Origin of the sequence: Endozoicomonas sp. NE40 (genome assembly GCF_040549045.1) — a bacterium.
Lineage (GTDB): Bacteria > Pseudomonadota > Gammaproteobacteria > Pseudomonadales > Endozoicomonadaceae > Endozoicomonas_A > Endozoicomonas_A lisbonensis.
Map to the genome: position 1 here is coordinate 2976579 of NZ_JBEWTB010000002.1, position 21056 is coordinate 2997634.

16 protein-coding genes are annotated in these 21056 nt (G+C 48.6%); 10 read left to right on the forward strand and 6 right to left on the reverse strand.

Annotation, left to right across the window (positions count from 1 at the left end; all coding sequences use genetic code 11):
• Positions 1–12 precede the first annotated feature (12 nt).
• A complete protein-coding gene (locus tag V5J35_RS14315) occupies positions 13–585 on the reverse strand; it encodes a ComF family protein (RefSeq protein WP_354007791.1) in 573 nt (190 codons plus the stop codon).
• A gap of 279 nt (positions 586–864) precedes the next feature.
• On the opposite strand from V5J35_RS14315, the gene bioB reads away from it, so the two are divergent.
• The 6 genes from bioB to V5J35_RS14345 all read left to right on the forward strand — a co-directional run bounded on the left by bioB (position 865) and on the right by V5J35_RS14345 (position 7521).
• Positions 865–1974, forward strand: a complete 1110-nt coding sequence (bioB, locus tag V5J35_RS14320) for a biotin synthase BioB (RefSeq protein WP_354007792.1) — start codon at positions 865–867, stop codon at positions 1972–1974.
• Between the two features lie 8 nt (positions 1975–1982).
• Complete coding sequence (bioF, locus tag V5J35_RS14325) at positions 1983–3173, forward strand: 8-amino-7-oxononanoate synthase (protein WP_354007793.1); 1191 nt, start codon at positions 1983–1985, stop codon at positions 3171–3173.
• A complete protein-coding gene (locus V5J35_RS14330; RefSeq protein ID WP_354007794.1) occupies positions 3170–3916 on the forward strand; it encodes an alpha/beta fold hydrolase in 747 nt (248 codons plus the stop codon). Before bioF ends, V5J35_RS14330 begins: the two co-directional genes overlap by 4 nt.
• Positions 3901–4728 (forward strand): malonyl-ACP O-methyltransferase BioC, encoded by an 828-nt coding sequence (gene bioC / locus V5J35_RS14335; RefSeq protein ID WP_354007795.1) that lies wholly within the window; start codon positions 3901–3903, stop codon positions 4726–4728. The genes V5J35_RS14330 and bioC overlap by 16 nt, the downstream gene beginning before the upstream one ends.
• A gap of 63 nt (positions 4729–4791) precedes the next feature.
• Positions 4792–5472, forward strand: a complete 681-nt coding sequence (gene bioD / locus V5J35_RS14340) for a dethiobiotin synthase (protein ID WP_354007796.1) — start codon at positions 4792–4794, stop codon at positions 5470–5472.
• A gap of 258 nt (positions 5473–5730) precedes the next feature.
• On the forward strand, positions 5731–7521 hold the full coding sequence (locus V5J35_RS14345; protein WP_354007797.1) for an acyl-CoA dehydrogenase C-terminal domain-containing protein: 1791 nt from the start codon (positions 5731–5733) through the stop codon (positions 7519–7521).
• Positions 7522–7624: 103 nt separating this feature from the next.
• Here V5J35_RS14345 and V5J35_RS14350 read toward each other — a convergent pair whose 3' ends face one another.
• Positions 7625–7855 carry a hypothetical protein gene (locus V5J35_RS14350; RefSeq protein ID WP_354016421.1) on the reverse strand — a complete coding sequence of 77 codons (231 nt, stop codon included), beginning with the start codon at positions 7853–7855 and terminating at the stop codon, positions 7625–7627.
• A 254-nt stretch (positions 7856–8109) separates the two neighbouring features.
• Between V5J35_RS14350 and V5J35_RS14355 the strand changes: the two genes are divergently transcribed.
• From V5J35_RS14355 to V5J35_RS14365, 3 genes are all read left to right on the forward strand, one after another.
• Entirely contained in the window at positions 8110–8685 is a 576-nt protein-coding gene (locus tag V5J35_RS14355) for a hypothetical protein (RefSeq protein WP_354007799.1), read from the forward strand.
• 213 nt (positions 8686–8898) lie between these two features.
• The gene (locus V5J35_RS14360; RefSeq protein WP_354007800.1) at positions 8899–11211 is read left to right on the forward strand and encodes a hypothetical protein; all 2313 of its coding nucleotides are present in this window, start codon (positions 8899–8901) and stop codon (positions 11209–11211) included.
• Positions 11212–11384: 173 nt separating this feature from the next.
• A complete protein-coding gene (locus V5J35_RS14365) occupies positions 11385–13166 on the forward strand; it encodes an acyl-CoA dehydrogenase C-terminal domain-containing protein (protein ID WP_354007801.1) in 1782 nt (593 codons plus the stop codon).
• A gap of 164 nt (positions 13167–13330) precedes the next feature.
• Here V5J35_RS14365 and V5J35_RS14370 read toward each other — a convergent pair whose 3' ends face one another.
• From V5J35_RS14370 to V5J35_RS14385, 4 genes are all read right to left on the reverse strand, one after another.
• Positions 13331–16138 carry a response regulator gene (locus V5J35_RS14370; RefSeq protein ID WP_354007802.1) on the reverse strand — a complete coding sequence of 936 codons (2808 nt, stop codon included), beginning with the start codon at positions 16136–16138 and terminating at the stop codon, positions 13331–13333.
• Between the two features lie 2 nt (positions 16139–16140).
• Entirely contained in the window at positions 16141–16683 is a 543-nt protein-coding gene (locus V5J35_RS14375; protein WP_354007803.1) for a YfiR family protein, read from the reverse strand.
• A 23-nt stretch (positions 16684–16706) separates the two neighbouring features.
• Entirely contained in the window at positions 16707–18833 is a 2127-nt protein-coding gene (locus V5J35_RS14380; protein ID WP_354007804.1) for a TonB-dependent receptor plug domain-containing protein, read from the reverse strand.
• Between the two features lie 102 nt (positions 18834–18935).
• The gene (locus tag V5J35_RS14385; protein WP_354007805.1) at positions 18936–20327 is read right to left on the reverse strand and encodes a S8 family peptidase; all 1392 of its coding nucleotides are present in this window, start codon (positions 20325–20327) and stop codon (positions 18936–18938) included.
• Between the two features lie 155 nt (positions 20328–20482).
• Between V5J35_RS14385 and V5J35_RS14390 the strand changes: the two genes are divergently transcribed.
• Positions 20483–21055, forward strand: coding sequence for a DedA family protein (locus V5J35_RS14390; RefSeq protein ID WP_354007806.1), 573 nt, complete (start codon positions 20483–20485; stop codon positions 21053–21055).
• Position 21056 lies beyond the last annotated feature (1 nt).

Here is a 21056-nt window from a genome sequence, read left to right on the forward strand (position 1 = left end):
CGTTTCTTATTTTCAGGGCAGGTTGGCAGGGGTTCTTGCCAGACACCATACGTCAATGGTTTTTACCCCCTGCTTTTTCAACGTTCTGGACAGCTCTGAAACGGTCTCCCCCGTCGTGACGACATCATCAACAACAGCAACATGTTGATAGGCAGTTGTTTTATTGCAGGCGAAGGCTCCCCGAATATTTCTACGACGTTCACTGGCTTTAAGCTGTTGCTGGGCTTGTGTCGCACGAATCCGTTTTACCAGTCCTCTGTCCAATACCATGCTTTTATCTTTGAGTAGTCGGTTCAGTGCTTTTGCCAGCAGGAGTGCCTGATTATATCCTCGCTGTTGTAATCGTTTTTTGTGAAGTGGTACCGGAATAATGGCTTCAGGCCAGGGCTGCTGGTGGTAGCGTTCCCGCAGAACCTCTGCCAGCGAAGCCGTCAGTGGTTTAATCAGGGCTATCTGACGGCTGTATTTTATTCGGTGGATGATGTGGTTCACTGGAAAACGGTACTGAAAAGCCGAGTAGCAGTGTTGATAAACCGGTGGCTGGTTCAGACACTGACCACACATCAGCCGGGTTGAAACCATCATGGGTAAACCGCAGCACTGGCAGGCCTGCTGATTATCAGGGCAGACGGCAAGGCATAACTGGCAAAGTGGCTGCCTGAACGGAGTAGCTCCACGGCACAGCAGGCAACTGATTTGCAATAAATTGATTAGTATTTGTTCAATTGTAAACATTCTTATGCATTAACGATTGACGTTGAATTTTAATTGATTATTATCAGCCATGTTTTAATTTCAATAATCAATATTAATGGCTGTGCTCAGCATTACTGCCACGGGCGCTCCGGGGAATTTTTGAACAACATGACTGCACCTGTAGGCACTTCTCATCCTGACGCGACCCTCCTTAACACGACTCACCCTGACGCGAGGCTTCGTCATGACTGGACGGTAGAAGAAGTTGAGGCATTGTTTCAGCTGCCTTTCAATGACCTGATCTTTCAGGCTCAGCTGGCTCACCGCGAACACTTCAACCCAAATCAGGTGCAGGTCAGTACACTGTTGTCGATCAAGACCGGAGCCTGCCCGGAAGACTGTAAATACTGTCCTCAGAGTGGTCACTACAACACCGGACTCAGTAAAGAAAAACTAATGGAAGTGCGCAAGGTGTTGGAAGAAGCCCGTGCAGCAAAAGCGTCTGGTGCGACCCGTTTCTGCATGGGCGCAGCCTGGAAAAATCCGCCGGAAAAAGACCTGCCTTACATCATGGAGATGGTAAAGGGGGTTAAGGAAATGGGGCTGGAAACCTGCATGACGCTAGGCATGCTGAATGCTGACCAGGCGAGCCGGCTGGCGGACGCTGGTCTGGATTATTACAACCATAATCTGGACACCTCTCCGGAGTTTTACGGCAGCATCATTACCACCCGTACTTTCTCTGACCGTCTGGACACCCTGCAGCATGTTCGTGATGCCGGTATGAATATCTGCAGTGGCGGTATTGTCGGTCTGGGTGAAACCGAGCGTGATCGTGCTGGCATGCTGGTAGCGCTCGCTAACCTGCCTAAGCATCCGGAAAGTGTGCCTGTGAATATGCTGGTGCGTGTGGAAGGTACTCCGCTGGAAGATGTTGAAGCCGTGGACGGTATCGAATTTGTTCGCACCATTGCCGTTGCCAAGATTATGATGCCAGCTTCCAGTGTTCGACTTTCTGCCGGTCGTGAAAACATGAGCGACGAATTGCAGGCTCTGGCATTCCTGGCGGGTGCTAACTCTGTTTTCCTGGGTGATAAACTGCTGACCACTCCGAACCCTAAAGAGAGCAGCGATCGTCAGCTGTTCGATAAGCTGGGCATTAATATGGACGACAGTGCAATGATTTCTTCGGAAGAGGCCGCCGAAGAGTTTGCCCGAACCTGCCCTCTGCGTGAGCACGACAATGATCATTATTACGATGCCATGAAAGCCTCCTGAGGTTCGCTATGGATCGGTCGCACATGGATAAAGAGCTGCAGCAGGATTTGCAGTCACGTCGGGAAGCCAACCTGTATCGGTCACGCAAAACCCTCGATACTGCTCAGGGGCCTGAAGTGGTCATTGATGGTAAGAAGTATCTGGCTTTTTGTAATAACGATTATCTGGGGTTAGCCAGTCATCCCGACGTTGTTGCCAGTCTGAAAAAGGCGACAACTGACTATGGTGTGGGCGGTGGCGCTTCCCATCTGGTCATTGGTCACAGCAGGGCGCATCACCAACTGGAAGAAGAGCTGGCTGAGTTTACCGGCCGTGACCGGGTACTGCTGTTTTCCAATGGTTATATGGCGAATCTTGGCGTGATTTCTGCCTTGCTGAATAAACACGACGCTGTGTTTCAGGATCGTCTGAACCATGCTTCCCTGCTGGATGCGGGTCTGCTGTCAGGGGCTCGTTTTCAGCGTTATCTGCATAATGATGTGGATAACCTGACCACCCGTTTAGAGCGTACCGAAGCCCGTCGCCGGTTAATTGTCACCGATGGTGTTTTCAGCATGGATGGTGATGTGGCGCCACTGCCAGAACTGGCACAACTGGCAAAACAGAAAAACGCCTGGCTGATGGTCGATGACGCCCATGGTTTTGGCTGTCTGGGTAAGATGGGCGGTGGAGTTGCAGAATACTTTGATCTGCCTCAGGATGACTTGCCAGTTTTGGTTGGTACACTGGGCAAAGCCTTTGGCACAGCCGGTGCGTTTGTGGCAGGTAGCGAAGCATTAATTGAGACACTTATCCAGTTTGCCCGCACCTATATTTACACCACCTCCATGCCTCCGGCTGTAGCGGCTGCCACCCGAACCAGCCTGAAACTATTGCGGGATGAAAGCTGGCGACGCGACCACTTGCAGGATCTGGTTCAGTATTTTCGCAAGGGTTGTGAACAACTGGGGTTGCAGCTGATGGATTCGGCTTCGCCGATTCAGCCGATTATGGTCGGCAGTGCCAGCAATGCCATGGCTCTGAGTGATTCACTGGCTCAGCAGGGTATTCTGGTGACAGCCATTCGACCGCCTACCGTTCCCGGGGGAACGTCGAGGCTACGTATTACTTTCAGCGCTGCCCACAGCAAAGAGCATGTGGATCAGTTGCTGACCGCACTTGAGCGCACGGTAAGCCCGTTGCAGGAGGAAGTTGCATGAGTCTGCCCATCGTATTAATCAGTGGTTGGGGCATGCCGGCAACCGTGCTGGAGCCACTGGCACAGGAACTGGATGGAGATGGTCGTGCCTGTGTGGTACAGCTGCCGGGACTGGTATCGGAACCCGGTACCCGATATGACTGGCAGGAACTGTTGAACTATCTTGACCTGCATCTGCTGGAAACGCCGGTGGTTCTGGTTGGCTGGTCTCTGGGTGGCACGCTGGCAGCACTTTATGCGAGCCAGAACCCGGACAAAGTGGCAGGCGTGGTGACCCTGGGGACAAACCCGTGTTTTGTTCGCAATGATGACTGGCCACAAGCCATGTTGCCCGCTACCTTTTCAAGCTTTTATGCGGGAATGGAAGAAGATCCTCAGGCGACTATCCAGCAGTTTTCCATGCTTTGCTCAATGGGCAACAGCAATCAGAAAACCCTGATGCGTGAGCTGGATGTATTGACCGGGGATGTCGATCTGGAACCTGCTATTTTGTTAGGTATGTTGAAGTTGCTTGGTGAAAGTAATGTGCGTTCCCAGTTTTCCGATTTACGCTGTCCGGTGATTCACTGTTTTGGCCGACAGGACGCACTGGTTCCGGTCGATGTTGCTGAGCGTATTGAACAGGACTTCCCTGCCCATGCGGTTAATGTGTTTAATGGCGGACATACTTTCTTTCTTGATAACGAAACCGGCATTACCCGGCAGGTGGCAGAACTGGTGACCCGTCTATGCACCAGAGGGTAACGTCATCGGTGGCTGAAGCCTGCCCGCCGGTTCGGGCTGATAAACGACGAATTGCCGTCAACTTCAGCCGTGCCGCCAGTACATACGATTACGCTGCTGCGCTTCAGGACCGGGTGGCTGCCCGTGCGATGTTGGGATTACCTTCAGACCGCAAGCCTGAGTTTGTGTTGGACCTTGGGTCAGGAACGGGCCGTCAGACGATTCAGGTGGCCGGTCATTATCCACAGGCAACCGTACTGGGAATGGATCTGGCAATAGGCATGGCTTCTCATGCCAGAAACTGTTTCCCAAATCTGGACTGGTGTTCCGGAGATATTGAACTGTTGCCGTTCAAAGATAATCGTCTTGATGTGGTCTTTTCCAGCCTTGCTATCCAGTGGTGTACCCTGAACAGGGTACTTGAAGAGGTTCACCGGGTTTTAAAACCCGGTGGCCTGTTTGTCTTTTCGACCCTGGCGGCTGGTACTATGCACGAACTGAAACAGGCGTGGAGTCAGGTTGACCGGCATGTGCATGTTAATGGCTTTGATGCTCACAGTACCCAAAAACACTGTGTTCAGCAGTCTGACTTCCAGTTGCATTCTTTCAAGTTGCAAACCGAAACGATCTACTATCCTACTGTCATGCAGTTGCTCCGGGATATGAAAGCCCTTGGAGTGAACACTGTGCCATCGCGGCAGAATGGACTGATGTCCCGTCATCGACTCCTGAAGCTTCAGGATGCTTATGACGTATTTCGTACCGAAAAAGGACTGCCCCTTTCTTACGAGGTCATCTACGGAATACTGCACAAGCCGCTTCTCATAGCTTGAAAATAGCTTAAAAAAATAGTTTGAAAAAACAATCGGTCAAAAAGGCCGGAGTAATAAACACTGATGGCTAACACGTATTTTGTTACCGGCACCGATACGGATGCCGGTAAAACAGTGGTTTCCTGCGGCCTGCTTGAAGCAGCCCGTCAGAAGCAACTGCAAACCATTGCCCTTAAACCGGTGTCAGCAGGTTGTGATACCACTCCGGAAGGTTTGCGCAATGGAGACGCCCTGAACCTGATTGAGGCAATGACGCTTGAATTGCCTTATGCACAGGTCAACCCTGTTGCGTTTGAACCACCTGTTGCTCCTCATATTGCCGCAGAAAAAGAGGGTCGTCGTACAACGGTGGATCGGCTGGCGGGTATCTGCCGTGGCGCATTGATGCGTAAACATGATCTGTCGTTGATTGAAGGGGCTGGTGGCTGGCGGGTTCCTCTTAATAACCGGGAAATGCTGTCAGGGCTGGCGCTTGAAATGAATACACCGGTTATTCTGGTGGTAGGTATGAAACTGGGTTGCCTGAATCATGCATTGCTCAGTGCTGAATCCATTCTTCGTGATGGTGGCAGACTGGTTGGCTGGGTGGCAAACCAGATTGATCCGGACATGAACCACTATGAAGAAAATGTTCAGACCCTGAAAGACAGCCTGCCCGCCCCCTGCCTTGGTGTTGTACCCTGGCTGGAAACACTCGATAACAGGGCTGTTGCGGAACATTTGGATATCCAGCCCTTGCTGTAAAATAGCCTGAATTTTCAGCCTGCTTTCAGATAAGCAGGCTGGGAATGGCTTTGCTCGTCCCAACCTTGCTTTCCTCTTTCTATATACGATTTCAGTGAACTGCCTCTGTGGATGATAAAGCTCTGTGATGTTGTTGCCTTTTCACAGCAGGTTTGGAGCAGTTGACATTGAATTCGTTCATACGTAAGTTTAAAACAACTGTTTGAATTGCTGCTAGACTGTACTTATAAAAAGAAAAGAACCAGTGAGGTCGTTGCAATGCCAGAATATAAGGCACCTCTGAGAGATATTCGTTTCGTCCGGGACGAGTTACTGTCTTACCCTGAACACTACGCCAGCCTGCCAGGCGCAGAAGAAGCCACGCCTGATATGGTGGATGCCATTTTGCAGGAAGGGGCGAAATTCTGTGAACAGGTTCTGTCGCCCCTGAATCAGTCGGGTGATCAGGAAGGTTGCACCTGGAGTGAAGAGGGCGTTAAAACCCCGGCCGGCTTCAGGGAAGCTTATCAACAATATATTGAAGGTGGCTGGCCTTCTCTTGCCAGTGATGAAGCCTATGGCGGGCAGGGGCTGCCTCATTCGCTTGGCTTGTCCATCAGTGAAATGGTTGGACAGGCGAACTGGTCCTGGGGAATGTATCCGGGACTGAGCCATGGGGCTATGAATACTCTGGAAGCTCACGGCACCGAAGAGCAGAAGCAAGCGTATCTCACCAAACTGGTTTCCGGCGAATGGACAGGAACCATGTGCCTCACAGAACCTCACTGTGGTACAGACCTGGGCATGCTTCGCACCAAAGCTGAACCTGATGGCAACGGCTCCTACCGGATTACCGGCACCAAGATATTCATTTCTGCCGGTGAACACGATATGGCAGAAAATATCGTTCATATCGTTCTGGCTCGTTTACCGGGCGCTCCGGAAGGAACGAAAGGTATCTCGCTGTTTATTGTTCCCAAATATCTGCCCGGGAGCATTGGTGAAAGCAATGGTGTCAGTTGTGGTTCTATCGAGCATAAAATGGGTATTCATGCTAATGCGACCTGTGTGATGAATTTCGATGAAGCCACCGGCTTCCTGATTGGGCCTGAGAACAAAGGGCTTAACTGCATGTTCACGTTTATGAACTTTGCACGTCTCGGAACCGGGTTGCAGGGGCTGGCTCATTCGGAAGTGGCCATGCAGGGAGCTTTACGTTATGCCCGCGAGCGTTTGCAGAGCCGTTCTTTGAGTGGGGTAAAAAATCCTGATGGTCCGGCTGACCCGATTATTGTTCATCCTGATGTACGACGAATGTTGTTGACTATCAAGGCTCTCACTGAGGGTAACCGGGCTCTGGCTTACTACACCGCTAAACTGGCTGACCTGATGCATCATCCGGATGAAGAGGTGCGCAGTCAGGCGGATCTGACCATGGGGTTCCTGACGCCGATTCTTAAAGCCTTCCTGACCGAAACCGGCTTTGAAGCGGCTAATCTTGGACTTCAGTGCTATGGAGGACATGGTTACATCGCGGAATGGGGTATGGAACAGAATGTCCGGGATGCCCGCATTGCCATGCTCTATGAAGGCACAACCGGTATTCAGGCTCTGGATTTACTGGGTCGTAAAATTCTGCTGACCCAGGGCGAATCAATGAAGGCCTTTACCAAAGTGGTTCATCGCTTCTGCAAGGAGCATGAGGAAAACAGCCAGCTCAAAGAGTTTATTGAACCGCTGGCAGCCCTGAATAAAGAGTGGGGCGAAATGACCATGCAGATTGGCATGAAAGCCATGCAGAACAAGGATGAAGTAGGAGCGGCATCTGTCGACTTTCTGATGTATTCAGGCTATGCCTGTCTGGCTTACTTCTGGGCTGATATGGCACATACTGCCCAGCAGGCGCTGGCAGCGGGTACCACCGAAGAAGGCTTCTATAATGCCAAGATTCAGACAGCCCGGTTCTACTTCCAGAGACTATTACCCAGAACGCTGATGCACAAAGCGGCTATTGAGTCAGGCGTTGATAATCTGCTGGATATTGCTGAAGAGGACTTTGGCGAGATCTGAGGTTTTTTATCCTGTCAGGAGGTCGCCAGAGGGCGGCACTTTTTACAAGAAACATTTTTTCGTCACTCGGTGATGAAAAAATGTTTCTTGCGCTCATGGCTGTTTATGGCGTTTCATCAAGGATCATAAAGCTCAGCAACGTCGCAGGCAGAGCGATAATAAGTATCACTGGTAATACTGGATTGATCAGCATCAGGGAGCAGGCGGCAATCCAGACATTGCGCACCAGAGCTTTTTTTGCCTTGTACTGCCGGGTTAAGCGGCGACGGGAAAAATGTTCAGGCTCGGGAAGCGGATCGAGCTTTTGAGCCTGCCCAAGGTTTATTTGCAACATTGTCTTCACAAGCGATAAAAAATAACGCATAGCCAGTCCTTTAACCTGCGTACTCACCTACTGTAATCAACTATCATTGGAGTTTCATTCTTTCTGTGTTGATGCTTTTTTGCACAACTTTAAACGTTGGTCTATACAATAAGATTCCAAAAAAACTTTTCTAAATCTCCCGGAGTCATATCAGCTGCTTTGGCTGTATCAGGCAGACTATGAGCTATCTAACCCGATTGAGAAAAACAATAGTGGTTGCTGTTATGGCCACTCTTTTTTTTGTGTCAGATTTTGCTGTGTCAGAAAGTGTTTTATCGGAGGAAACGCAGGAGACTGAAGGCGTGGTCTCTGAGCTTCCTGACCTGTCAGTAAAGCCAGCGGATTCAAAAACTTCTCTGGATCTGTCACTGCCCTACAACAGCTTTGATAAAGAAAAAGGCTGGCTGAAACAGCTCTGGGGGCGTCCATTCAGAGATCAGCTTCTTCTTGGTATGTGGACCCTGCATCTTGAACCCGGAGAAGATCAGGAAAGCAATAACAGATTGATTGGTGCCGTCTATAAAGGGTTTTACGGCGGAACGTTTATCAATACCCATGGTGACCGTGTCTGGTCAGGGGGCTGGCAGCGTACCCTGTTTCAACAGAAGTACGGCGAAATCGAAGTCGAAGCCGGGTATCGTACTGGCATTATGTATGGTTACAAGCGTTACCTGAAACTGGGTAACACGCGTTTGTTTCCTCTGTTTCAGGCATTGCTGGATGTTGACTATAAAAACTTCGGTGTGCAGCTTTCCTGGGCGGGTGTCGTCTTGACGGCTGGTTTTTATTATCGTTTCTGATAGTTATCACTGGCTCTTTTAGCCTCTTTTGCTATTTTGGTCTGTCTTAGACAGAGAGATGCTTTTGATCAGGCAGGATATATAACCACTTAACTTTGGGGATTATCAGTGAATGCAAATTGGCAAAGCTTTAAAAAAATTTTTCTTATCCCTCTTCTCATTATCTCAACCTATAGCTCTGCCAGATTACCACCTCCGTTTGAAGTGGAGGGTGTGGACTGGAATAATATTCTTGAAGAGCTTACTGATCAGGTTGGTTCCCTGCGTGGTGCCGCCCCTGAGTCAGCTCCTCCCCTGAATGCTGCTGTTACTATTTACACTTTGGATATACCAGACTTTGTAGAGATTCCCCACCCGGTCTTCGGCAACGTTTCCCGCATTCAGGTCATCAAGCATTCTGCTGATTTTTCTCTGGTCACAGATAGTGATAAACGTTCGGAGTTGTTAAAAACTCATATACTCTGCACGTTTTCCAGTGGAAAAGAGAAGTTGTTTTACTACTCTGAAAAGAATCTGCGCTGGTGGGAAAGCATGATCCGTAAGTTTCCAAAATATGGTGGAACGGTTGATGATGTCCATAGCTATAAGGGGATACACAAAGAATTATTAAGACCAGATGACCTGATGGAAAGATTCCGTAAAAGTCTGAAAGCCAGACCTGGCTCCGTACCGCAAAGCCCGGATGAGATAAAGCAGGCATTCAAGACATTTTCAGAGCCTTTTGAAATCATCAAATATGAATCCATTTACAACGAGAATGAGAAGAAATTTTACCCCAGGCTAAGAGCGCTTATTCCTAAGCTGTTGATGTCTGCCCTGCGGCATCATTTTGATGATTCCCGTTTAATGTCTGATGAGGCTCCTTTGCTTGTGAGTATCGGGTCTGGTTCCGGAGACGATCTGGCAGCAGCTAAGCGTTATCTGGAAGAGCAGGGTATCAAGCCACAGACTCTGGGAATTGAAATATCCCCTGAACTTGTCAGGAAGGGAAATGAACGTTTTCCTGACTACAACATTATCGAGGGGGATGCCTTGCAGTCAGCTGCGCTTATCAGGGATCACAAAGGTTCCGCTAACGCTGTGACCCTTGTTATTGCAGAAGGGTTATTGAACCGGCAAGCTCTTCTGGGAGGAACCTATGCAGCCTTAAGGGTTCTGCATCAACTTATGCAGGATGGAGTAGCCGATATGGTTGTTATTGCAGGTTTAACCAACCTTCTGGTTAATGCTGAAACAGCAAGTGCGTCTGGATGGACTGCTTATCAGGTTATGCTTCCAGTTGAGCTGGAGGAAGACAAAGCTCCTTTTGTGCCTGATTTTTACCTGGATACTGAAGGTAACTACGGAAAGTATGCATATATTGGCTCTAACAAAAAGACCGTACTCGTTCCATCACTTGTATTGATACGGCCAGACTTTGAGAACCAAATGAATGCTCTGGAAGCTCGCAGCCTCAAGCGAAGCCAGAGCGGTAAGTTTACGACGCTTGACCTGAGTATGTTCGGACTGCCTCTGAAAGCGATTGAGTATTTTTCCCAAAATCCAAAATTAGCTGGCATTACACAAATTGATCTTAGCTGGAGTTATCTGGAAGACAATCAAATAGACTTGCTGATAGACCAGCTACAAAATTATCCCGAACTTGTACACATAGCAGCTTCCGGATTTGAGCCATGGTATGAAAATATGCTGGAAAGAGTAAAAAAACTCAATAAGTACAAGTTTATCAAACGGCTGGATAGTCAATACCCCGAAGAGCTACCTTCGTTATCACCCCATCTGGCAAGGCAAATTAAGCAATATGGCAATATGCCGAATACAAGGATTTTTACTCCAACTGGCCATAAAGTCAGGTTTGAGCTTGATAATCCTCCTGAACCTGCCCAGTGGCAGCAAGATGCAGGCGTGTCTGAGCTTAATGATTTGGAACAGCAAGGTTATACAAAAAATCTTCTGTCGCTTCTCAATAATGCCAAATTAAAATTACTGCCAACCCGGGGGGATGGATCATGCCTGTATCATGCTCTGGCTATGCAAATGGAAACCGGTGACGGATACGATCTTCGACAGCAATTATCCAGCTATCTCACCAGTAATGAAGAGACTTTTGTTAGAAATAACCCTGTATTTTCCGGTGATCAGTTTTCACTCCTGCTGGAAGAAGTAAGAAGCCAGAATGCATGGGGTGATATAAGAATTGCACTTGCAGTAGCCCAAATGAGTGGAAGGCGTGTGATCGTTGTTTATCCCCAAACGCAAGGGAGTGAAGTCAGAACTATGGTATTTAGCCCAGGTGGTCAAGGCATTGATTCATTACCAGAAGACATAAGCAGTCAGGATATATTTCTGGTTCACAACGGTCAGGGACACTGGCTGGCTGCTATTTATGGTGAGAGTGACGAGCTTCAGGCCGTTAATGAGGAGGTTTTATCAGGCGCATCCGGGATGCAAGTGAGTAATGACGGAAGTTTGTTGACGTTAACAGGTCTTTTTCTACTGAAGATTAATACAAACAGCGATTTGTAGTCGTTTAAGGAAGTCGGGCAGGACATGCACACGATGATCAGAAACGCTATTTCAAAATTCGTGTTTCAGGCGTAATTCGCAGGTAATATAGCAACGGGTCTACTGCAAAAGAGTTTTAGACAGAGAAGTTTACTCTGTACTACTCACATAACAATAACAGGAGTACCGTAGCTATGATCGATTATCAGGCTCCCCTGCGTGATATGCGTTTTGTGTTGTATGAAGTGTTTGATGTCGCTGCTGACTGGGCTCGCTGGGAATCACTCAGCGAACTGGTTGACCAGGAAACCGCTGATGCCATTCTGGAAGAAGGTGCCAAACTGGTTTCCAAAACTCTGTCTCCTCTCTATCGAACGGGTGATGAACAGGGCTGTCACTGGCAGGACGGCAAGGTTGCCACACCGAATGGCTTTAAAGAAGCCTATCAGATTTATTCCGAAGGTGGCTGGACCGGCCTGAGTGGTAATCCCGATTTTGGTGGCATGGGTATGCCCAAAGCGCTGGGCGCTCAGTTTGATGAAATGAGCTGCGGTGCCAACCTTGCCTTTATGCTTTACCCCAGCCTCACTTCAGGAGCGGCACTGGCTATCAACGCCCATGCTTCTGAAGCCATTAAATCCTTGTATCTTCCCAGAATGTATTCCGGAGAATGGGCTGGCACTATGTGCCTGACCGAGCCTCATGCCGGAACAGACCTTGGTATTATTCGTACCAGAGCCGTTCCTGCGGACGACGGCAGTTACCGGATTACCGGAACGAAAATTTTTATTACCGGTGGTGAGCATGATCTGTCAGACAACATTGTTCACCTGGTTCTGGCGAAACTGCCTGACGCACCGGCAGGTCCGAAAGGTATCTCTCTTTTTCTGGTACCAAAGATTCAGGTAAATGAGGATGGCTCTCTGGCTGAAGCTAACGCTGTCAGTTGTGGTTCTCTTGAACACAAGATGGGCATTAAGGGGGCTTCAACCTGCGTCATGAATTTTGACGGGGCAACAGGGTATCTGGTGGGTGACCTGAATAAGGGTTTGAACTGCATGTTTACCATGATGAACTATGAACGTCTGTTTGTAGGTATTCAGGGACTGGGCAGTGCTGAACGCTCTTACCAGAATGCTCTGGCTTATGCCAAAGATCGTCTGCAGGGGCGGGCTGCCACCGGAGCTGCGCAACCGGAAAAAGAAGCCGATCCATTGATGGTTCACGGTGATATCCGTCGTACCCTGATGAACATGAAAGCGCTCAATGAAGGGGGCAGGGCTTTTTCAACGTACGTTGGGCAACAGCTGGATAAAACCAGGTTTGGCCAGGATTGCGAAAAGCAAAAGGCTGCCGGTCTGGTGGCACTGTTAACACCGGTAGCAAAAGCCTTCTTCACCGATATGGGGCTGGAATGCTGTGTTGCCGGTCAACAGGTGTTGGGTGGTCATGGTTATATTGCAGAGTGGGGACAGGAACAGTTAGTTCGTGATGTGCGTATCACGCAGATTTATGAAGGCACCAATGGCATTCAGTCGCTGGACTTGTTGGGTCGTAAAATAGCGGCTAACAACGGTGCTTATTTCCGGCTGTTTGCTGATGAAGTCAGGGCATTCATCAACAACGCTGAAAGCAGTGAGTTCGCCTCTGCTCTTGAAAACGCCCTGATTCAGTTGGAACAGTCTACGGAAACACTGATAAAACAAACCGCAGATAATCCCAATACGATCAATGCCGCCTGTGTTGAATATCTGCACGGTTTTGCTTATGTCGCTTACGGATGGGTGTGGGCTCGAATGGCTGAGGTTGCTCAGGCTCAGTTACAAACTGGCACTGTAGACCAGGACTTTTATAAAGCCAAAATAGCCACTGCCCGTTATTTCTATAAACGACTGCTACCGAGGAGTTCAGCGTTGCTGGCGGCAGCCACTTCCGGAGTTGAAGAGCTGTACAGTATGGAGGATGAGCAATTTTGACCAGCCCGGAGAGTTGACTGATAGATCAGTTCTGAGTCTATAGTTAAATAACTGGATGAGTAAAATCTACAAGGACTGTAGAGGCAAGGATGCACAATAAAAAGGCAGGATGCCAAAAGGAGTACGTCCAGTGTTCTTCAGCCCCGCAAATGCGGGGTTTTCTTTTAAATCAGCTGTCGATAGGCTTCCAGTGTTTGATTCATTGCCTGCTCAAGCCCCGGGATTAAGCCGGATGCTTCCTGCAGCTTGCCCTCTTTCCCCAGCACTTCAATATTGCCAGCAATTTCAGAGAGAAGGTTTGCCCCAAGATTACCGCTGCTGGATTTAAGCGTATGGGCGGCGCGAATCACCACTTCCAGGTCTGCGGCCCTGGCAGCCTGTTTCAGTTCATCCAGCAAGGTCGGGGCGTTTTCAAAATAACTGTCCAGGAGGCTACTGAACTCATCTTCCATGATTTCCCTGAGGGTATTGAAAGTATCCTGATCAATCACCGGCTCATTATTATCGATCGCCACGGCTTCGACTTCTTCCGTCGTATCCTGAGGCAAGGCTTCGGCGGTTTGTTCAGTCTGGTCTTCATCGTATATAAGCCACTGAGTCAGCATATCGCACAGGGTTTCTGACTTTATGGGTTTGGACAGATAATCATCCATACCCGCTGCCAGACATTTTTCCCTGTCGCCCTGCATTGCATTGGCGGTCATGGCAATAATCGGTATTCTCGGCTGACGATGTGACTGCTCTCTTTTGCGGATCAATCCCGTGGCTTCGTAGCCGGACATACCGGGCATCTGGCAATCCATCAGAATCAGGTCATACTCCTTGCTTTGCGACATGCTGACCGCTTCCTTGCCGTCAATGGCAATATCCGGTTCAGACAGACCTATTTTTTTCAGCATACTGACCGCAACTTTCTGGTTGACGATATTGTCTTCAACCAGCAGCAGCCTGATTGAAGATGAAAAGGCGGGATGGCTGCTTTCTATCGGGTGTTGATCGTTCTGGCCTGTCTGGTGTTCGTGCATAATCTGCATGACTGAATCGAGCAGGCGTGATTGCCGGTAAGGCTTGCTGAGACAGGCGGAAATGCCGACTTCCTGTTGTCTGGCGCGGGTGATAAAACCGGCAGAACTCAACATAATCCTTCGGGATTTTGCCAGCTCCGGGTCATTTTCTATTTCTCTGGACAGCATTAAACCGTCCATGTAGGGCATATCCATGTCGAGCAGAACCAGCTCATAAGGTTGCTCGTCTTTTAAGGCCTGTTGCATCATGTCCAGGGCTTTTTGTCCGCTGTCGCACTCTGAATGGTCAATGCCCCAGGCCGTCAGGTAGTGGCGAAGAATTTCCCGGTTTGTGGTGTTGTCATCAACAATCAGGGCTTTTATTCCATCAAGGGCATGGTTGACGTTCCGTGATGACCAGGGCTCAGACTCTGATATTTCCATGTCCAGCACAAATGAAAAGGTTGAGCCAAGCCCTTCAGCCGTGGTGACCTGAATGGTACCACCCATCAGTTCAACGAGCTGCTTCGATATAGTCAGCCCGAGGCCGGTTCCACCAAACCGACGGGTTGTACTACCGTCTGCCTGGGTGAAGGCACTGAACAGGTTGGTGAGTACATCTTCTGCAATACCAATACCGGTGTCTTCAACCATAAACTCGACACTGACAGTGTCAGCTGTTCTTTCTGCCATATTCAGGCGTACGACCACTTCACCGGTTTCTGTGAACTTCACAGCATTGCCTACCAGATTAGTGAGTACCTGGCGTAAACGAACGGAATCGCCTTTCAGAATATTTGGCAGGTCGACATCGGTAAAGCAACTGATTTCCAGATGTTTTTCTCTCGCTTTACCAGCCAGTAGTGCGCAAACATCTTCTGCTATTTCAGCAATATTGGTATCAATGCTCTCTATCTCCATTTTTCCCGCTTCGATTTTGGAGAAATCGAGAATGTCATTGATTATTTGCAGAAGAGCGTCCGCTGAACTGTATGCTGTTTCCAGAAAATCCCGCTGGGTTCTGTCAAGTTGGGTGTCTTTCAACAGTTCAAGCATGCCCAGAACACCGTTCATCGGGGTTCGGATCTCATGGCTCATATTGGCGAGAAAAGAGCTTTTTGCTTTGGCGGCTCCAAAAGCGGCTTCCTTGGCTTCGCGAAGTTCGGAAATATTCTCTTTCAGGTCCCGGTTGGCATCATGCAGTTCCCGGGTTCTTTCTGCGACGGAGGCTTCCAGTGTTTCCCGTTGCTGCTGCAGGCGCTGGTCGCGCTCTTTGATGCACATGAGCATCTCGTTGAAGTCATCGTAGAGCTGCCCGATTTCATCGTCATCAAATCGATGAACTTTTTGATCATACTGCTGTTTTGCGGTCATTGAACTGATGGTTTCTGCCAGCTCAATAATGGGCCGACCTAATAGTTTCTGCAGTTTCGAAGCCAGTATTGAAGCTAGGATAACGGAGACCAGTGCGGCAATCAGGGCCAGCAGAAGATTCTGGGTCAGTTGCAGGTAAAGCTGGTTCAGGTTTGACTGGATGTAAATAGCTCCAATCAATTGCCCGTCCATAAAAATTGGACGATACAGATGCAGGCGTGTATTGCTGAATACCGTTAAAGAGTGTTCCATGTCATCAAAGGTAATGGACCAGGGGTGTCCATCATGGCGGTTATAGGTAGCCATGACATTGCCTTCCGGCGTTAGCAGGAAAGCTGACTGAATATTGGTGGCGGAGGCAAAGCCTTTCAGCAGGGTGGTTGCTGACTCCCTGTCTTCAAAAACCAGTGCAGCTTCAGCGTTGGCGCCAATCACTTCGGCAAGAACTTCCAGATTGTTGACAAGGGCTGACCGGGATTTGATCAGGTCGCTGACCGTCTGTATCGACAGCGTTACCAGCAACACGGCATAAGCCGTGATCAGCATGGCATAACGAAGCTTCTTTTTTATTGGCAGATTTTTGAAGGTAATCATCGTTACTTCACAGTTTTAGCCAGCTTCAGTAATTTGGAGCTGATGCTTAAGTCGGCGTCTGTTGCGGAAGTATTGTTAATTGAAAAGTTAATTTTTTTACCACTGCGTTTCAGGCCGATCATGCCCCCATAGTCAACGAAAGATCTTATATCACTGATGGTGAGAACGGGTTTGCCTTCCAGACGTTTCAGAACCGATTTAACCGTGATGTTGTCGATGTTGTGCATAAACAGGGCATCACACAGCTTGTCAAACGGTGCGTTGGCGTTTCTGTGGGTGACGGACAATCGCCTTCCCATCGTGTTCTTGCGATTGATTTTATGGAGTTCATTGTTAATGGAACCCTCACCCAGAACGCAGATGGTCAGGTTTTGAGTCTTTTTTGGCCAGCTGATGAACTTGGTGATTTTAAAAATAATGGCGGTTTTAATTTTATCTTCTGGTGACGCAGAGGCTTTAACAGTAGCTACCTGAAAGCTGAACAGAGCAGCAGTTATTAAACCGAGAACGGCTGTTTTGGTTGAAGCGTTTTTGAAAATCGACATGAAGTAGTCCTCCTTCATCCGACTTAAAATGACCAGCGGATTTGTGCATACCAGGATTCTTCAATCTCTGTGGCACCTAACCCGCTGAAAATTTCGGTGAATTCGGCTCTTTGTTTGTCAAAGAGGTTTTGAGCAACCAGTGAGAACTCAAGGTTCTCATTTACTTTTTTAGCCAGCCTTACATCCAGTGCTGTATAACCAGGGATATTAGAATTTTTCAGGTTGCTGATGCCTCTTACCCAGATATCAAAGTACCATTGTCTGGGCAGGTTCATGGTGGAGCGAAGGTTTGCTGTATGCTTGGCGCTGAGGTCTTCAATCAGCACCTCATTGCCTTTGAGGGCAAATTGCAGGTTTGGGTTGCTGGTATTAGGTGAGGCGTCTATTTGTAACCAGCTGTAAGTCAGCTGCAGTTTCCACCAGTCCTGTACTTGCCAGTCTAAAATCGCTTCGAGTCCGTAAGTCGTCGCATCTACTCCGTTGATTAATGTTGAGGGCAGTCTGTAAAAATGAGGTCTCGATGTTTTACACAGGAAACCGAATTCCAGAGAAGAACCATCTGGGCAGCTCGTTTGGGTGACGTAAGCCACTATATCCTCATACTTGTTGTAGAATCCGGTGACATCCAAACGTAGGGATGATCCAAACTGCTCCCTGTAACCCAGCTCAAACGCTGTGACTTTTTCAGACTTAAGATCTCTATTGTCAGAGATTGAGAGAACCTTTCTAACTTCTTCTCCCTCATAAAGATTGAAGTCACTATTGAAAAAACTGATATTGTCTGTGTAGACCGATGTTTCACTGACGGAGGGGGTTTTTACCGCTTTAGACACAGATGCCCAGAGGGTTCTGTCTTCAGTTGCCTTCCATGTCAGCTTGGCATTGGGTTGAAATTCTTTTCCGGTAAAGGTGTTGTGCTCATAACGGGCGCTGAATGACAGGTTCCACTGGTCATTCAGTGTGATTTCATCCTGAGCAAACAAACTGTATAAATTATCCTGGCGGGTATCTTTTGGTTGACCCTCTTTATCCAGGTGAATGATATTTCTCATATCACTCATTTGGTACCAGGTTCTGCGAAAGCTCAGTCCCCACACTAAGTCATGATTTTCGAACGGCTGGCAATAGTGTTGAAGTTCCAGATCGAAGGATTGTCTTTTTTCTGTGACTCTGTAATCGAAATTCTGATAGTCATCAAAGACTGCTTTCAATGAAAAATCTTCAGCATCACTCACTGTTTTTTTCCAGTGGGCGATTAAATTTCCGCCTCTTTGGTCACGACTGATGTTTTCAAGCGACTGCTTGCCGTTATCTCCTGCAAAAGGCTCATCTTTTTTGAAAACGGTCAGGGTCGGCCGGGTTGTACCTTCATAGAGCCCACCTGACAGAGTCAGGTCAGTATCTGTTGTTGGCTTCCATTCTGCTTTAAATCCGGCTCTTTTCATCTTCCAGTCATCATTAGCATCGGCACCATCAACTTTAGCCAGACCATCCCGCTCAAAAGCCTTGAAATAAACCCTGTAAGAACCGGTTTCCCCAAACTCACCGCCATGGCGATAGGAGCCAAAAGCCTTTTCTTCATTACCGGCTCCCATAGAGACCAAACTGCCCTGAGTGTCAGCTGCTTTTTTGGTGATAACATTAATAACACCGTTAACCGCATTTGCTCCCCACAGTGCCGCCCCCGGGCCTCTGATCACTTCGATACGATCAATATCTTCCATCAGGGTGTCCTGAACATCCCAGTTCACACCTGAAAAGAGTGGTGAGTAAACGGTTCTGCCATCAATCAGTACCAACAGTTTATTGGCAAAGATGTAATTGAACCCCCGGGTACTGATGGACCAGGTGTTACCGTTCAGCCGGGCGACCTGCATGCCGGGTACCATGCGCAGGGCTTCAGGAATCGAAGTGACACCGCTGCGCAGGATATCTTCGGAAGTGATGACGTAAATAGCGGCTGCAGAGTCCATTAACCGCTGCTTTTTGCGAGAGACTGATGTGACATCGGGAATATCCAGTGAGATCAGTTCTTCAAGACTGAAATCCAGAAAGTCATCATCCGACTCCTGTTCCGGGTAGTCAGCATGAGTATTCAGGGCAAATAACAGAGAAGAAGCCAGAAATGTAGGTAGCAGTTGTGTTTTCAAAATTCCACTCCATGGAATAACTTAAGCCTGACGGCACTGCTGAAGCGGTCAGGCTGATTTCGTTACCTTTTAACTAAAACCTAGTAAAAGAAACTCTGTTCGTCACTTGCTTTGCTCTGCTTTGAGTACAGCGGCTCCGGCATCAAGCAGTCCTGCGCCGCAAAGACTGGTATTGCAGGTTCCTGTCGGGAATGCCCTGACTGTGTTCAGAATAATCTGGTTAGCCTGGGCAGCCGTGAGCAATTTATTGACTGCATACATTAATGCCAGCACACCTGCGGCATGAGGAGTCGCCATACTGGTTCCCTGATAGTACTCATAGTTATCGAGGTTGGGTGAAGTTGTTCCGCTGTTTGATGTGGATAAAATGCCGTTGGCAAGATTCAGGGTTTCGCCTCCGGGGGCGGCTATATCAACTTTTTCGCCATAATTGGAATACCAGCTGCGGTTGCCTTCTCTGTCTATAGCGGCCACTGTGATGACATTGTCACAGTTCGCGGGTGTTGCCAGTGATGCATCCCTGTTTTCATTACCAGCGGCAACTACAACGGAAATATTGGCTGCAGCCAGTTTATCGAATACATTTTGATAAATTCTGGGGCAGGTACTTGCACTGCCACCAAGGCTGAGGTTCAGGACTTTAACCGGTTTTGGATTTTTGGGCAGACCAAAGACTTCGAACCCTGCTGCCCAGAGCATGGCGTCGACAATATCGGAGGAGTAGCCACCACAACGGCCCAATGCTCGCAGGGGCATGATTTTGGTTTTCCAGGCAACACCGCTGACCCCCTTGTTATTATTGGATAATGCCGCGATAGTGCCGGCAACATGGGTACCATGCCAGCTGCTGTCCATCGGACGACTTGGAATAGGAACACCATTTACGGAGCCGCAGGCACCAATCTGGGTAATACCGTCACCCGGATCTTTGGGGTGATTGTCTCTGCCATCGCCATCGTTGGCAATCCATGGATGGCTGACAAAGTCATAACCGTCCACCAGGTTAGTCACAAGATCGGTGTGCCTTATAACACCTGTATCGACAACGCCGACGATAATCTCCTCGTCACCGGTTGTGATATTCCAGGCTGCTGGTGCGTTGATTCCGGACACCGTGTTTTTGAGGTTCCACTGTTCGTTGAAGCGTGAATCAGTTGGGATTTGCATGACCTGCATGATGTAATCCGGCTCGGCAAAGTCCACCTGAGGATCAATATTAAGGCTGTTTGCCAGTATTACGGCGTCGTCAATGTTAACACTTGAGCCCAGATCCAGAATGTCCTTCTGCTTACCGGCGGCAACACCAAAGGCGCCGCTGGTAATACCCTGTTTGATAAATGCTATGGCATTGCCGTAGGTGGGCGTAGGGTGATACTGAACAATAATCCGGTCAGTAACCTGGCGGGGAGGAATGGTGCCATCAATTTGTTGAGCCACAGAGAAGCTGTTGAATCCTGCTAACAATAAAAATAAAGCAATCCTTGCTGTCATCATGTTTATTCCTGAGAAGAAAGACGTTGTAAAAATCAGTATGGTTTAGCGGCTGACGGATAACATTTTGCCAATTCGAATTGAATCTGCGGCAACCCTCGTTATAACCTGATTATCTGTGGCGAAAAATTGACAGCCATTTTAAACGGGAAAGCGTGATGTCGTTTCTCTATGAACAACTATTGAACGTTGCACATAGCCCAGTGTTACTGGCGTTGTTCATTCTTATTGGCACTTATATTCTGGAAGATGCTGCCATTCTTACCGCAGCCCTGCTGGGGGCAGACGGGCTGATCAGCACACAACTGGCGTTCGGCGCCCTGTTTCTGGGTATTTTTACCGGTGACATTGGCTTGTATGTGTTGGGACGTTACCTGAACCGCATCCCCGGGCTTACTGCCTTTCTTGATATAGATGCGGTCCATCGAGCCCATGGCTGGCTTCAGCAAAAAATGACGGCAACGATTTTACTGGTGCGTGTCATCCCTGGCCTGAGGCTTCCGGTTTACACGGCCTGTGGTTTTTTCAAACTCCCCTGGAAACATTTCGCTGCACTGGTCTTTCTGGCTTCATTACTTTGGACTGCTGTCGTGTTTTACGGTGTGTTCAGTATCGGGACTCTGTTCTGGTCTGGTCTTGGTCTCTGGAAATGGCTCTTAATCCCTGTGCTGGCAGGGCTTTTTGTGTTTGGGCATAAAAGAATAAAAATAAATAAAGGTTTTCTTAATTAAT